Source organism: Ensifer sp. Root423, assembly GCF_001426275.1.
GTDB classification, from domain to species: Bacteria; Pseudomonadota; Alphaproteobacteria; order Rhizobiales; family Rhizobiaceae; genus Ensifer; species Ensifer adhaerens.
The window spans coordinates 229,756-244,935 of the sequence record NZ_LMEG01000023.1 but is presented as its reverse complement, the minus strand read 5'-3'; the positions used below and the strand labels follow the sequence as shown (position 1 = coordinate 244,935).

13 protein-coding genes are annotated in these 15,180 nt (G+C 63.4%); 7 read left to right on the top strand and 6 right to left on the bottom strand.

The window, feature by feature from the left end; translation table 11 throughout:
• The 7 genes from ASD01_RS20590 (at position 1) to ASD01_RS20560 (ending at position 8,201) form a co-directional block, all read left to right on the top strand.
• Positions 1–1,140 (top strand): alpha-D-ribose 1-methylphosphonate 5-triphosphate diphosphatase, encoded by a 1,140-nt coding sequence (locus tag ASD01_RS20590; protein WP_060530314.1) that lies wholly within the window; start codon positions 1–3, stop codon positions 1,138–1,140.
• Positions 1,137–1,721, top strand: coding sequence for a phosphonate metabolism protein/1,5-bisphosphokinase (PRPP-forming) PhnN (gene phnN / locus ASD01_RS20585; RefSeq protein WP_034799577.1), 585 nt, complete (start codon positions 1,137–1,139; stop codon positions 1,719–1,721). Before ASD01_RS20590 ends, phnN begins: the two co-directional genes overlap by 4 nt.
• Positions 1,722–2,021: 300 nt before the next feature.
• A complete protein-coding gene (gene hutI / locus ASD01_RS20580) occupies positions 2,022–3,266 on the top strand; it encodes an imidazolonepropionase (RefSeq protein ID WP_034799575.1) in 1,245 nt (414 codons plus the stop codon).
• Positions 3,263–4,798 carry a histidine ammonia-lyase gene (gene hutH / locus ASD01_RS20575; protein ID WP_060530312.1) on the top strand — a complete coding sequence of 512 codons (1,536 nt, stop codon included), beginning with the start codon at positions 3,263–3,265 and terminating at the stop codon, positions 4,796–4,798. The genes hutI and hutH overlap by 4 nt, the downstream gene beginning before the upstream one ends.
• A gap of 1 nt (position 4,799) precedes the next feature.
• Entirely contained in the window at positions 4,800–5,618 is an 819-nt protein-coding gene (hutG, locus tag ASD01_RS20570) for an N-formylglutamate deformylase (protein ID WP_034799571.1), read from the top strand.
• Positions 5,619–5,620: 2 nt separating this feature from the next.
• Positions 5,621–7,294, top strand: coding sequence for a urocanate hydratase (gene hutU, locus ASD01_RS20565; protein WP_060530375.1), 1,674 nt, complete (start codon positions 5,621–5,623; stop codon positions 7,292–7,294).
• A gap of 268 nt (positions 7,295–7,562) precedes the next feature.
• Complete coding sequence (locus tag ASD01_RS20560) at positions 7,563–8,201, top strand: hypothetical protein (RefSeq protein WP_034799569.1); 639 nt, start codon at positions 7,563–7,565, stop codon at positions 8,199–8,201.
• A gap of 1 nt (position 8,202) precedes the next feature.
• Here ASD01_RS20560 and ASD01_RS20555 read toward each other — a convergent pair whose 3' ends face one another.
• The 6 genes from ASD01_RS20555 to ASD01_RS20530 all read right to left on the bottom strand — a co-directional run bounded on the left by ASD01_RS20555 (position 8,203) and on the right by ASD01_RS20530 (position 15,126).
• Positions 8,203–9,423, bottom strand: coding sequence for an MFS transporter (locus tag ASD01_RS20555; RefSeq protein ID WP_060644346.1), 1,221 nt, complete (start codon positions 9,421–9,423; stop codon positions 8,203–8,205).
• Positions 9,424–9,604: 181 nt separating this feature from the next.
• A complete protein-coding gene (locus ASD01_RS20550; protein ID WP_060530309.1) occupies positions 9,605–11,047 on the bottom strand; it encodes a M81 family metallopeptidase in 1,443 nt (480 codons plus the stop codon).
• Between the two features lie 11 nt (positions 11,048–11,058).
• Positions 11,059–12,978, bottom strand: a complete 1,920-nt coding sequence (locus tag ASD01_RS20545) for a beta-N-acetylhexosaminidase (RefSeq protein WP_060644345.1) — start codon at positions 12,976–12,978, stop codon at positions 11,059–11,061.
• A gap of 24 nt (positions 12,979–13,002) precedes the next feature.
• Entirely contained in the window at positions 13,003–13,779 is a 777-nt protein-coding gene (locus tag ASD01_RS20540; protein WP_060644344.1) for an SDR family oxidoreductase, read from the bottom strand.
• Between the two features lie 21 nt (positions 13,780–13,800).
• Positions 13,801–14,664, bottom strand: coding sequence for a MurR/RpiR family transcriptional regulator (locus ASD01_RS20535; RefSeq protein WP_034799558.1), 864 nt, complete (start codon positions 14,662–14,664; stop codon positions 13,801–13,803).
• Positions 14,665–14,736: 72 nt separating this feature from the next.
• Positions 14,737–15,126 (bottom strand): RidA family protein, encoded by a 390-nt coding sequence (locus ASD01_RS20530; RefSeq protein ID WP_034799761.1) that lies wholly within the window; start codon positions 15,124–15,126, stop codon positions 14,737–14,739.
• Positions 15,127–15,180: the final 54 nt, after the last annotated feature.

The window sequence follows — 15,180 nt, the reverse complement described above, 5'->3', positions numbered from 1 at the left end:
ATGAGCAAAGAACAGGTTTTGACCAACGCCCGCATCGTCCTCGAGGATAGTATCCTCGACGGTTCGGTGCTGATCCGCGACGGCAAGATTGCCGACATTTCCGAGGGCACGGTTGCCAGCGGCGAGGACTTTGAAGGCGACTATCTGATCCCCGGCCTCATCGAGTTGCACACCGACCACCTCGAAGCCCACTACTCGCCGCGCCCGGGCGTGCGCTGGCTGAAGATCGCGGCAATCCAGGCCCATGACGCACAGGTGGTCACCTCCGGCATCACCACGGTCTTCGACTGCCTGCGTCTCGGCTCCGACGAGGATGGCGGCTTCCAGAAGGGCGAGATGCGCAGCATGGCCGACGCGCTGGCCCAGGCCAAGGAAGAGGGTCGCCTTCGCGCCGATCACCTGATCCACCTGCGCTGCGAAGTTTCAACGTCCGACGTGCTCGATCACTACGAGGACTTCCAGAACGATCCGCAGGTCAAGCTCGTCTCGCTGATGGACCATGCGCCGGGCCAGCGCCAGTTCCAGACGATGGACCAGTACACGCTCTACTACAAAGCCAAGCGCGGCTTCTCGGACGAAGAATTCGCGCGCTTCGTCGAGCGGCAGCAGGCGTTGTCGGCCAAGTATGCCGGTCCGCACCGCACCGCGCTCGCCGAGGCCTGTGCGGCCCGCGGCATCACGATCGCCAGCCATGACGACGCGACCGTCGACCACGTCGAGGAATCGATCGGCTTCGGCATCAAGCTTGCGGAGTTCCCGACGAGCTTCGAGGCCGCCGAGGCGTCGCACCGCGCGGGCCTCAGCGTTCTGATGGGCGCGCCGAACATCGTGCGCGGCAAGTCGCACTCCGGCAACATCGCCGCCCGCGATCTCGCCGAGCGCGGCGTGCTCGACGTGCTGTCGTCGGACTATGTGCCCTTCAGTCTGATCCACGCCCCCTTCGTGCTCTCCGACGAACTCGACGCCGTCGACCTGCCAAAGGCAATCGCCATGGTGACGTCGACGCCGGCGCGTACCGTCGGTCTCGATGACCGCGGCCGCATCGGCGTCGGCCTTCGCGCCGATATCGCTCGCGTCCATCGCAAGGAAGGCATCCCGGTCGTGCGCTCCGTCTGGCGCGAAGGACGGCGTGTCGCATGAGCGCGAACAACCAGGGCGGCGCGCTTGTCGTCGTTGTTGGACCGAGCGGCGCCGGCAAGGACAGCGTCATGGGCTTTGCCGCCCGGCATTTCGCGGATTGTCACGACGTGCATTTCGTCCGCCGCGTCATTACCCGTCCGTCGGATGCCGGCAGTGAGGTACATGAAAGCGTCTCGGAAGACGAGTTCGTCGAGATGCAGAAGGACGGCGCCTTCGCCGTTTTCTGGGATGCGCATGGGCTGAAATACGGCATCCCCGTCGTCGTGCTCAGGAATGTCAGGGACGGCATGACGGCGATCGTCAATGGCAGCCGTGGTGCCCTGCCGGCGTTCCGCGAAGCCTTCGGCGAGATCGCCGTCGTCGTTGTTACAGCCGAGACGCCTGTGCTTGCAAAGCGGCTTGCCGAACGCGGTCGCGAAAGTGAAGAGGAAGTTTTGCGACGCCTCAGCCGCCAGGCTCCAGACGTGACCTCAGGCCCGGATGTCAGCGTGATCGACAACAGCGGTCGCCTCGACATTGCCGGAAATCGCTTCGTCGAGGTGGTTGAACGGCTGCGCACTAAGGCGGATCACGCGGTTTAGCGTGATCTGTTTTCGCGGCCCGGCAGGATTTCGGGTCGCGGGCACGCGTCGCGATCCCCATTCCAAGGACACAGACAAAGGTTCCGAACCTCATGGCTCGGGGCCTTTTCTTTTTGCCTGCGGTGATGACGAACCGGGGGTGAGAAATTCCCGAGAAATCAGAGTTCTACGGTCATCTCCTCAAAGCCCCCGTTCTGTTTCACTCGGCCGATCACCCTTTCCTTTTCCGCAGGCTCCATAAATTTCCCCTTGTGGAGCGAATTAATATGTATATACATTATATTCAGTGGAGGCGACCTGATGAACGAACTCTCGACCCGCAGGCAGACATCCGGCATCTGGCGCAATGTGCGTCTCGTGACGCTTGGCGAAACCGTTGACGGTCTTGGCCTCGTCGAGAATGCGGCCGTTGCGGTCGTCGATGGGCGTATCGCCTATGCCGGGCCGGAGAGCGGACTGCCCGCCGACCTCGCACGCAGCCTTGAAGCGACGGACTACGAGGGCCGCGTAGTGACGCCCGCTCTCATCGACTGCCACACCCATCTCGTTCATGGCGGCAACCGCGCCCGCGAATTCCAGATGCGCCTCGAAGGCGCCACCTATGAAGAGATTGCGCGTGCCGGTGGCGGCATCGTTTCCTCGGTCAAGGCGACCAATGCGCTGACCGTCGACCAGCTTGTCGAAAGCACCCTGCCGCGGCTCGACACGCTTCTTGCCGAAGGCGTCTCGACCGTCGAAATCAAATCCGGCTACGGACTGAACGTCACGGCCGAGCTCAACATGCTGCGTGCCGCCCGCAAACTCGAAACGCTGCGGCCGGTGCGCGTTATGACGAGCTATCTCGCCGCACACGCAACGCCTGTGGACTACAAGGGCCGCAACGATGACTACGTCACCGATGTCGTGCTGCCCGGCCTCGACGCCGCCCATGCCGAAGGCCTGGTCGATGCGGTCGACGGTTTCTGCGAGGGCATCGCGTTTTCGACTGCCGAGATCGCCCGCGTCTTTGACCGCGCCAAGGCACTCGGCCTGCCGGTCAAGCTGCACGCAGAACAGCTCTCCAACCTTGGCGGCGCAAAGCTCGCGGCCTCCTACGGCGCGCTTTCGGCCGACCACCTCGAATATCTCGACGCCGAAGGGGCTGCGGCCCTGGCCAAATCAGGTACGGTCGCCGTGCTTTTGCCCGGCGCCTTCTATGCGCTGCGCGAAGAGCGCCTGCCGCCGGTCCAGGCTTTGCGTGATGCCGGCGCGCGTATCGCGATCGCCACCGACTGCAATCCCGGCACCTCGCCGCTGACCTCGCTGCTTCTCACCATGAACATGTCGGCGACGTTCTTCCGGCTGACGGTTGCCGAATGCCTTGCCGGTGCGACGCGCGAAGCCGCCCGCGCGCTTGGCCTACTGGCCGAAACCGGCACGATCGAAGTCGGAAAATCCGCCGATCTGGCAATCTGGAACATCGAGGATCCGGCCGAGCTCGTCTACCGCATCGGCTTCAATCCGCTTCATGAACGCATCTTTAGAGGGCAAAGGATCGGTCAATGACCATCACTCTACACCCGGGCTCCGTGCCCCTCCGCGATCTCGAAACCATTTACTGGACCGGCGAGCCGGCCCGCCTCGATCCGTCCTTTGACGCCGGCATCAACAAGGCTGCCGCCCGCATTGCCGAGATCGTCGCCGGTAACGCGCCGGTCTACGGCATCAACACCGGCTTCGGCAAACTCGCCTCGATCAAGATCGACAGCGCCGACGTTGCAACGCTGCAGCGCAACCTGATCCTGTCACATTGCTGCGGAGTCGGCGAGCCGCTCGCCGAGAACGTCGTTCGCCTCATCCTGTCGCTGAAGCTCGTCTCCCTCGGTCGCGGCGCCTCCGGCGTCCGCCTCGAACTCGTGCGGCTGATCGAAGCCATGCTCGAAAAGGGCGTCATCCCTGTCATTCCCGAAAAGGGCTCGGTCGGCGCCTCCGGCGACCTCGCCCCGCTCGCCCATATGGCCGCAGTCATGATGGGCCACGGCGAAGCTTATTTCGAAGGCCGTCGCATGTCCGGCGGCGAAGCGCTGTCCGCCGCCGGCCTCAAACCGGTGGTGCTGGCCGCCAAGGAAGGCCTTGCGCTGATCAACGGCACCCAGACGTCGACGGCGCTGGCACTCGCCGGTCTCTTCCGCGCCCATCGTGCCGCACAGGCGGCACTCATCACCGGCGCCATGTCGACCGATGCGGCCATGGGCTCGTCAGCGCCCTTCCATCCGGATATCCATACGTTGCGCGGTCATCGCGGCCAGATCGATACGGCCGCGGCTCTCCGCGCGCTGCTTGCCGGCTCGGCAATCCGCGAAAGCCACATCGAAGGCGATGAGCGCGTGCAGGATCCCTATTGCATCCGCTGCCAGCCGCAGGTCGACGGCGCCTGCCTCGATCTGCTGCGCTCGGTCGCCCGCGTGCTTGAAACCGAAGCCAACGCCGTCACCGACAACCCGCTCGTTCTTTCAGACAACTCGGTCGTCTCCGGCGGCAACTTCCACGCCGAGCCGGTTGCCTTTGCCGCCGACCAGATCGCCCTTGCCGTCTGCGAGATCGGCGCGATCTCGCAGCGCCGCATCGCGCTGCTCGTAGACCCGGCTCTCTCCTACGGCCTGCCGGCCTTCCTCGCCAAGAAGCCGGGCCTGAACTCTGGTCTGATGATCGCGGAAGTCACCTCGGCGGCGCTGATGTCGGAGAACAAGCAGCTCTCGCATCCGGCGTCTGTCGACTCGACGCCGACGTCGGCGAACCAGGAAGACCACGTTTCCATGGCCTGCCACGGCGCGCGCCGCCTGCTGCAGATGACCGAGAACCTGTTCTCAATCGTCGGCATCGAAGCACTGACCGCCGTCCAAGGCGTCGAATTCCGCGCGCCGCTCGCCACGAGCCCTGAATTACAGAAGGCCGCTGCCGCCCTTCGCGCCGTCTCGCCGACGATCGAAGAGGACCGCTACATGGCCAACGACCTCAAGGCCGCCGGCGACCTCATCGCCTCGGGCCGTCTGAACGCCGCCGTCTCCGCCGGCATCCTGCCAAGCCTGGAGGCCTGAAATGGCGGTCGTCGAAGTCAGACAAGGCAACTCGCCGGTCATTCTCGGCTTTCCGCATACCGGCACCGACGTGCCGGCTGCGATCTGGGATCGGCTGAACGATAACGGTCGGATCCTCGCCGATACCGACTGGCATATCCATCAACTTTATGATGGCCTGCTGCCGGAGGTGACCGTCGTTCGCGCCACCTTCCACCGCTACGTGATCGACGCCAACCGCGATCCCGAGGGCGTCAGCCTCTATCCCGGCCAGAACACGACCGGATTGATCCCGGAAACGGACTTCGACGGCAAGCCGATCTGGAAGGACGGAGAGGCACCGACTGAAGCGGATATCGCCGAACGGCTCCGGTCATTCCATGCGCCCTATCACGCGGCCCTTGCCGCCGAGATCGAGCGGGTCAAGGCGATCCATGGCGTGGTCGTGCTTTATGACTGCCACTCGATCCGCTCGCGCATTCCGTTCCTGTTCGAAGGCAAGCTGCCGGATCTCAACATCGGCACCGACATGGGCAAGACCTGCGCGCCTGACATCGAGAAGGCGACGGCCGCAATCGCTGCCGCTGCGGAAGGTTACAGCAGCATTCTCAACGGCCGCTTCAAGGGCGGCTGGACCACCCGCCACTATGGCCGCCCGGAAACCGGCGTGCATGCCATCCAGATGGAGCTCGCGCAATCGACCCATCTCGCCGCCGAAGAGCCGCCTTTCGCGCTCGACGCCACACGATCCGCCCTGTTGCGAAAGCCGCTGGGTGCGATCCTGAACCGCATCGAAACCATCGCATTTGACCTCAAGACACTGACAGGGAGCGAGGCATGACCATCAACAATCCGCGCCACAATATTCGCGACGTGCGCGCCCCTCAGGGCACCACGCTCAATGCCAAGAGTTGGCTGACCGAAGCGCCGCTTCGCATGCTGATGAACAATCTGGACCCGAACGTCGCGGAAAACCCGCACGAGCTGGTCGTCTACGGCGGCATCGGTCGTGCCGCCCGCACGTGGGCCGATTTCGACAAGATCGTAGAGACGCTAAAGGACCTCAACAACGACGAAACCTTGATGGTGCAGTCGGGCAAGCCGGTCGGCGTGTTCCGCACCCACAAGGATGCGCCCCGCGTTCTCATCGCCAACTCCAACCTCGTGCCGCACTGGGCGACCTGGGATCACTTCAACGAGCTGGATAAGAAGGGTCTCGCCATGTACGGCCAGATGACGGCCGGCTCGTGGATCTATATCGGCACGCAAGGCATCGTTCAGGGCACTTACGAAACCTTCGTTGAAGCCGGCCGTCAGCACTATGGCGACAACCTTAAGGGCAAGTGGGTGCTGACCGGCGGCCTCGGCGGCATGGGTGGCGCCCAGCCGCTCGCCGCCGTCATGGCAGGCGCTTCGTGCCTGGCCGTCGAATGCAACCCGGACTCGATCGATTTCCGCCTGCGCACCCGCTACCTCGACGAAAAGGCCGAGACGCTGGACGAAGCGATGGAGATGATCGCCCGCTGGACGAAGAACGGCGAAGCCAAGTCCGTCGGCCTGCTCGGCAACACCGCCGAAATCCTGCCGGAGATGGTCCGCCGCGGCATCCGTCCCGACATGGTCACCGACCAGACCTCGGCGCACGACCCGGTCAACGGTTACCTGCCGAAGGGCTGGACCATGGGCCAGTGGAAGGAGAAGCGCGTCAGCGATCCGAAGGCCGTCGAAAAGGCCGCGCGCGCCTCGATGCGCGACCACGTCGAAGCGATGATCGCCTTTCAGGACATGGGCATCCCGACCTTCGACTACGGCAACAACATCCGCCAGATGGCCAAGGAAGAAGGCCTCGAAAACGCCTTTGCCTTCCCGGGCTTCGTTCCGGCCTATATCCGCCCGCTCTTTTGCCGCGGCGTCGGCCCGTTCCGCTGGGCGGCCCTGTCCGGCGATCCGGAAGACATCTATAAGACCGACGCCAAGGTCAAGGAACTGCTTCCCGACAACAAGCACCTGCACAACTGGCTGGACATGGCACGTGAGCGCATCGCCTTCCAGGGCCTGCCGGCGCGCATCTGCTGGGTCGGCCTCGGCGATCGCCACCGCCTCGGCCTCGCCTTCAACGAAATGGTCAAGAACGGCGAACTGAAGGCGCCGGTCGTCATCGGCCGCGACCACCTCGATTCCGGCTCGGTCGCCTCGCCGAACCGCGAGACCGAAGCGATGAAGGACGGCTCGGACGCTGTTTCGGACTGGCCGCTGCTCAACGCCCTGCTCAACACCGCATCGGGCGCCACCTGGGTGTCGCTGCACCACGGCGGCGGCGTCGGCATGGGCTTCTCGCAGCATTCGGGCGTCGTCATCTGCGCCGATGGTACCGACGATGCGGCCAAGCGCCTCGAACGCGTGCTCTGGAACGACCCGGCAACCGGCGTCATGCGCCATGCCGATGCGGGCTACGACATTGCGCTCGATTGCGCCAAGGAAAAGGGCCTGCGCCTGCCGGGCATTCTCGGCAACTGATCCGCTCTCGACCGACATACTCACGGACATACTGATTGGGGCGCCGAAAGGCGCCCCAATCACTTTTTGATGAGACTAGCGTCAGGACTGCGTCTTCCTCGCTCCGGCGCCTTGCAGCTGTTGATAGCAATGCTAGAAAAATCGAGATGCCATCGCATTGCTGGCGACGCGTTGCAGAACATCTCTGTTCGCTCACGCGAGCGCTGGTTTTTTATGAGAAGGCTTCATGCGCTGGGGCGGGTACGGGAGAAGAACCATTAGACATCTTATGTTTGCCACCGGGCTTCTTGCGAGCGTCTTTGTTGCCTCGTCTGCGGTCGCTCAAAACGTGAGTTTCTTCGGCCCTGTTCGCAACGGAGAACGGCACTTTACCGCCTTCCCGGAATTTATTGGCGTCGGAATGAGCCAAGGGGAGACCAAGAAGAGGGACGTGGTCTTCTCGACAATTCAAATGATCGCCATGGCCGCCGGAATTGAGACCAAGGCCCAACCGGGCCTCGGAAGAAACACCATCGGCGTGATCTTCAGAAAGGATGTCGTCAAGAATGGCCGGGTCGACGTCAGCAAAATTGAAGATTTCGGCTTCGACCCCTACTACGAGCGGCTGCTGAACGATACTGCAGCAACTGGCGTACCAAATTGCGCTTCCGCCGTGAACTATTCCGCGGAAGGGCGATTTGACCGCGCTGTCATCGTTGCAAACAGCGATGTCCCCGATCAGGAATTGGCGACCTGCGTGGCGCAGGCCCAGGCGCACGCTTTGGGGATAGCCACGTTTACCTCCAGCAAGGCCGACTTTTCGCGCTTCTTCGCGAGGATCATGATCCTCGCCGATCAAAAGAAGAGATGTCTCCAGGACAACCAGACAAAGTTCACCTGCAGTTTTGTCGATGAGCCCTGGGACTAATTCACGAGCGGCGGAATGTTTTCTTCCCTGTTTTATCGCCGTCGAGCGCGAGCAGCAGCACCAGCCCGGCAAGGCCTGCGGCGCCGCCAAGCAGCGCCGTGCCCGAATAGTCGCTGATCCGCGTGCCGAGCGCAAAAAGCCCGGCGCAAAGGCCGCCGCTCAGGAAGAGGTTCACGGCGAGCAATGAGCTTCCGAGGCCCGGGCGGTCGGCAATCAGGTCCTGGAGGTAGCTGATCGGGATCGTGATCAACGCGGCGGCACCAAAGGCACTGATCACGGTGAGCGCGTAGATCTGCCAGGTCGCCGTCGAGAAGCCGAGCAGCACCATGTAGCCGATGTAGATCGCGGTTCCGAGCGCCAGCGCCTTGAATGGAACAAGGCTCAGCTGGATGCGCGCCCAGACGAAGATGAACACAACTTCGAGGAAAGCGACGATCCCAACGATGATGCCGATATCGGTGACGCTGCCGCCGATCTCGTCAGTCATGATCAGGGGCAGCACGGCGGCGTTGACGTGCAGCGACGAGGTGATGATCGCAACGGCGATGACGCGCAGGAAAATCCCTGGCGCCAGGATCTCCCGAAAAGACGTCCAGTAAGAAAGCCGCTTGCCGAGCGATGCGTCGGCCCCGCTTTCGTTGGGCAGTTTAAAATAGACGATCAGCAGATTGGCGAGGCAGCCGAGACAGGCGAGCAGATAGGCCGGCAGCATGCTTTCGCCGCCGGCGAGTGCAAAGCCGACCAGTCCTGGCACCAGAACCCAGGACACTGATATGGCCGCGCGGGCGCCCGTCGTGAGCGAGGCGGCGTCATGGCCGCTCATCCGCCGGGCGATGCTGCGCACATTGGCAAAGAGCAGCGTGTAGACCGCGCCGTAGATCGGCAACAGCAACAAGACGCTAACGACGAAGCTCATCTGATGCGGGAGCACATAGACGATGCCGTAGCCGACAACGCCGAAAAAGATCGCCGTCGACATCAGCAGCCGGTAGTTGCCGACGCGATCGGCCAGAATGCCGATCGAAACACTGACGATGACGTTCACCGTCGAGGCAAGCAGGATCAGCAGCGAATAGACGGCATCGCTGAGCCCCAGCTCGTTGATGCCGACGACGGACTGGTAGGGCGAGGTGGCCGCACCGGCAAACCCGAACAGGAAGATTGCCAGCATGCTGATCCGCATGGCCGGGTTGCGCATGGCGCTGAGAATGGTGGAGGTCATGCTAGAATGTGTCCGCGAAGCGGGTGGAGGATATCGCACAATCGCTTAAATTGTGATCGATTTAAGGACGGTGTTATGCGGAAGGCTAAGGCGTTTCAGCGCCCATGCGCGTCGAACGACGCGCGGTGATTTGAGGGAAGCCCCTACCCGAAACTCGGGTAGGAAATGTGCGAAGCATGTCTCAGGCGCCGCTCGACCAACGCGCCGAAAAGCGGGCGACGGGTTCAAAGGAAAAGTCCTGATCGAAGGGGTAGGCCGGCCGCTGACGGCGGAGGCTCGCGAGCCCTTGGATGTCCTGATTGACGACCCCTTCAGTCAGGGCCATCAGGTTGGGGTTGGCGATCGGCGCCAGTTCGGGCGACAGGTAGCCCGATTTGACGACGAGCAGCCGCACCGCCTCAGGGTCGAGGCCCAGCCGCCGGAAGTCCTCGATGTTGTGGTAGGGCCTGCGCCGTGCCGCGATAACGACATCGATCGCGCCGACCCGCACCACCGCCTGCCGCTCTTTCGCAGGCCCGGGATCATCCAGCGTGACGACCTCGGCCAGCATCTCCGCACGGGGGCTTGCCGGATCGAGGCTGCCGCCGATCTTGAGCATCAACGTTTCGCCGACCCCAGCGGCAAAGCAGGCTTCGACCGCCGGCAGGTCCGTGATGCCGGCGATCAACGCGCCCCGCCAGCCGCGGGCGAGCAGCGCCTTCAGCACGTCTGCGCGATCACCAACGCCGCCGCCGGTCGGGTTGTCGCCGGAGTCCGCAAGAATGATCGGCGTCGTCGTCGCCCGCTCGGCGATATCCAGCATTTCGTTGAGCGGTCCGGTGACCGGACCGAAGCGGAAGTTTCGACGTTTCGACCAGTAGCCCGCGGCAATCTCTTCCGCTGCCCGTTTGGCCGCCGCCCTGTCGGTGGCCGTTACGACCGCACAGGCGGTCGCCCGCGGCTCGTCGGCCCAGACGTAGCCCACCATCAGGTTGGCATCGAGAACGCCTGGCCGCTTATCGATCTCGGGCAGTTGCACGTAGAGCGACTTTGCCGGCTCGTCCTCGGTCGAGGTGCATTCGCCGGGAAGCAGGACCGGGACCGGTGCCCAGGCGATGCCCGGGCGCGTCCCGTCTCTCAGCGCAGATACCAGCATCGACCAGGCACGGGTCATGGTCTCCGGCGTATCGATATGCGGCGCGGTGCGGTAAGCGGCAAAAATATCGAGCTGGTCGATGATCTCCTGGCTGACATTGCCATGCAGGTCGTAGCTCGCCGCCACCGGGCAATTGGGACCGACGACAGCGCGGGCGGCGGAGATCCAGTCGCCTTCGGCGTCGTCCATCCCGTCGACCTTGATGGCGCCATGCATGGCGAGATAAAGCCCGTCGATCGGCAGCGCGTCACGCAGCATTTCGAGGAACTCGGCCTTGAAGGCGTCGTAGGTTGGGCGCGACACGGGGCCGCCGGGCACGGCGCGGGCATGCAAAAGCGGCAGATGCTCGACACCCTCGGCCTTCATGAAACTGAAGTACTCGGCGTCCAGCAGCGTTTGGCCGCGCAGAACGCGAAAATCTTCCTCTGTCATCAGAACAGGCGAATAGGTGCTGCATTCGGTATGGATGCCACCAACGGCGATGCGCATGAGCGTTCCTCTCAGAGGTTCGGGCTGAGCGGCGCGATGGCCGCAAAGCGCAGCCAGTCCTTCGCCGACTTCGGTGTCCATGCCGCCTCGGCGATCGCCGGAAGCCGCGGGAAGACGAGCCGGTTGAAGTAGCCGCGCGAAAGATAATGCTCGGACCAGATGCACGCCTGCACGCCTCTGAGGCGGGCCTTCAGCTCGTCCGGGAATTCGCCCTCGGCCTCGTAGCCGTAGGTGTGGGCGGGTGTCGCCGTGCCGGCCCAGCTTGCACCTGGCTCCTGCCAGGCATCGGCCTGCGCCATGTCGAGGTAATAGGCCTGGCCGGGGGTCATCACCACGTCATAGCCTTCGCGGGCGAGCTCGATGCCGACCTCCGGCCGCTCCCAGGCCATCAGCAGCGTATCTTCGGTCGAGACACCGCCGCCATGCGCCACTTCGTTCCAGCCGGCGAGCTTGCGGCCACGCGCCGTCAACATCTGCTTCACCCGCTTCAGGAAATAGGACTGCAGCGCGAAGGTGCCGGAGATGCCCTCCTGCTCCATCAGCTTCTTGGCCAGCGGCGAAGCGAGCCAAGAACCGTTCGCCACTTCGTCGCCGCCGATATGGATGTAGGCGCTCGGGAAAAGCTCGACCATTTCGTCGAGGACCTTCTCCAGAAACTCGTAGGTAAAGGCAACGGCCGGGTTGAGCGCGTTATTGGGATAGCCCTGAACCGAATGGTAGCTCTCCGGGGCCTCCTGACCGTCTGTCAGATCCGGCAGCGCCACCAAGGTCGCCGTGCTATGGCCAGGGATATCGATCTCCGGCACGACATCGACATGCAGCGCCGTCGCCTGCGCGACGATCGCCCTCACGTCCGCTTGGCTGTAGAAGCCGCCGACAGGCTCAGCGCCATTACCAAGCTGCGGCAGAAGCGGCTCATCCGGCCCGCGCAGGACGCCAAGCGTCGTCAGCTGCGGGTAGGCCTTGATCTCCAGGCGCCAGGCCTCGTCGTCGGTCAGGTGCCAGTGGAAAACGTTGAGCTTGAACCAGGCGAGAATGTCAATCAGCCGCGCCACATCCGCCGTCGGGTAGAACTGGCGGGAGACGTCGAGATGGCAACCGCGCCAGCTGTAACGCGGCGCATCCGAAATTTTGCCGCTCGCCGGAAAGCGGAACTTTTCCGGATGGTTGCGTGCCCCATCCAGAAGCTGGGCCAGACTGGTCAAACCATATTGCCGGCCGGCGCTGCCGCCAAAGCTAAGCCGGATTTCGGTCTCAGAGAAGTCGAGCCGATAGGCCTCAGCCTTAAGACCAGCGTCGGCGGTAAAGACAATCGCCCGCCCCTGCTTCGAGGCTGCCAGGCTGAAGGGGGCGTGGCCCGCAGGGAACAGCCGATGGTACATCGCCAGAACCGTATCGATGGCAGCGACATCCTCGCCCGTCGAGCCGACCGCCGGATAGAGCACCACTGGAAAACCGTCTCCAGGACGAAGCTCAAGCTTCGCTGGCCAGGGCTGCAACGCATAGGGCTGATCGAGCTTGCCGTCCGGTAGCCGCACCGGCGGCGGTTCACTGACGGCATTTTCAAGCAACAGATCGGAGACAGCGACCGGCACGTGACCGCCATCGGCAAGCGTCAGATAGGCGGACTTGGCACCGTCGGTGCAGTGGCGCGCGTTGCGGTGCAGGCCGCTGACGGTGAAGGTCCAGCTCCCGCCGTTTTCGATCGTCAGCCCCACAGGCGGCGCGAATTCGTGAAAATTGGCGTTACGGCGCAGGAACACGGCATTGTCGCAGGCCTTGGGATCGATCACCCGGGTGAGCGAGGTGTAGACGATCCTGAAGCCGGAAAGTGGCGCGCCGGAGAAATTGAACAGCGTGAAGGTAAACCGCCCGAACGGCCCGCCATCCGGCTGCCAGGACGCCTCGAGACGGTAGGAAACCGGGTGCATGCTCTTCCTCCAGAATGCTCTATGTCAGTAGTGGTTTGATTGCGAGAACGTGCGGGCCAACTCAGCCTGTCCGGCGGTCAGGCCGCAATCGACAGGCAGGCAGACGCCCGAAATGGCGGCCGCGAGCGGGCCTGCGAGAAAATGCACGGCATTGGCGACGTCATCCGGATTGACGATGCGCTGCAGCGGATACCAGCGGCGCGCCTCTTCGAAGACATCCGGGTTCGATGCCGCCCTCGCCTCCCAGGCCTGGGTGCGAACCGTGCCGGGTGCCACCGCATTCGAGCGGATGCCGAACTTGCCGTATTCGACCGCAATCAGCCGGGTCAGGTGCAGGAGCCCGGCCTTGGCGGCGCTATAGGCCGGATGGCCGAAGACGTTCATGCCGTTGACCGAGGCGATGTTGACGACCGAGCCGTGGGTCTCTTTCAGCATGTCCTCGACGGCGCGAAAAGTGAGGAAGGCCGCCTCGAGGTTCAGCGCATTGTCCATGCGCCAGATCTCCGGCGTCGTGTCGTGCAGGCTGACGGCACGGGCAGCACCAGCATTGTTGACGAGGGTGCGGACAGCGCCCTTCTCTGCGGCCTTCGCTGCCATCGCCGCCACGCTTTCGGCATTGGTGACGTCACAGGCGACTGCGACGAAGCGCTTGCCGTCGCCAAGCGCCCGCGCTGCCTTTTCGGCGGCCTCCGCATCGATGTCGACGAGCAGAACCACGTCATGGCCGTCGGCAAGCTTGCGGGCGATAGCACGGCCGATATCGCCGGCGGCGCCGGTGACGATCGCGAGAGATTGCGTCATGCGTTGACCTTTCGCGGCACGTCAGTCTCCGAGCAACTGGCGGTCGTCACCGTCGCGGTGGGTCACCAGCTGCTGTTTGATGCGCCGAAGTGTGGCTGTCGCCTGCGGCTGAACCCGGTAAGCGACGAGACTGGAGAGGATGTCGAGCAGCGCCAGATAGGCGATGCGGGTGGAGGTGGGGCGGTAGATATTGTTGCCCTCGGGCAGATCGACCGGAACGGTGATGCTGGCAGCGGTGGCCACCGGGCTGCCGCTCTGCGTCAGCGCGATGGTCGGCACTTTCAGTTCGCGCGCAAGCGTGAAGGCGCGCACGAGTTCGGCGTTGCGGCCGGAAAAGGAGGAGCCGATCAGCACGTCCGTCGGCCGGGCCGCCGCCGTCATCATCAACTGCATGCTGTGATCCGAGCTCGATGTGATGCGCAGGCCGAAACGAAAGAGCCGGTTTTGAAGCTCGCCGGCGATCATCGACGAATTGCCGCCGGAACCAAAGGCGTAGATCATTTCCGCTGAGGCAATCCGCTCGACCGCCTGCTCGATCGCGGCGAGATCGAGCGAGCGATGCAGAAGAAACAGCGCGTTCTGCGACTTGGTGATGATGTCCTGGGCGACATCGCCGGTCTCCCGGCTCTTCGGCTCGGGCTTCAGGTAGCGCATGCCGATATAGGCGGTCCGCGCGAGCTGCACCTTGAAATCGGAGAAGCTGTCACAACCCAACCGCCGACAGAAGCGGGTGACGGTCGGCGGCGAAACGTCCGCCTTGCTCGCGAGCTCGATGATGGAGGCGTTTACCGCGAACTCGAAATCGTTCAGGAGAATATCGGCGATGCGGTTTTCCGACTGGGAGAGCCGCCCCTTTTCTTCCTGCAATGTCGCGAAGATGTCCATCGCCCGCTTATGCCTTGCTTCGGATCACGAGTGAGAGCGGGATGCGGGCAGAAAACCGCTCCCGCTCCAGGATCAGCCTTCTTTCGGCTTATAGGCGACGCAGTCGATCTCGACCTTGCAATCGACCATCATCGACGACTGGACGCAGGCCCGCGCCGGCGGATGAGCACCGAAATACTCCTGGTAGATCTTGTTGAATGTCCAGAAATCTCTGGGATCGTCGAGCCAGACGCCGCAACGAACCACATGCTCCGGACCGTAGCCGGCTTCCGTCAGGATGGCCATCACATTGGCGATCGTCTTGTGGGTCTGGGGGATGATCCCGCCCTCGATGATCTCGCCGTTTTCCATGGCAACCTGACCGGACACATAGAGCCAGCCGTCCGCCTCGACAGCGCGCGCGAAGGGCAAAGGTTTGCCGCCAGCGCCGACCTGTTCCGCACCATAGCGCTTGATCGTCATCATGAGCCTTCTTGCAAATTATTTTCTTTGATCGTTGACAAGTGACCATAGAAA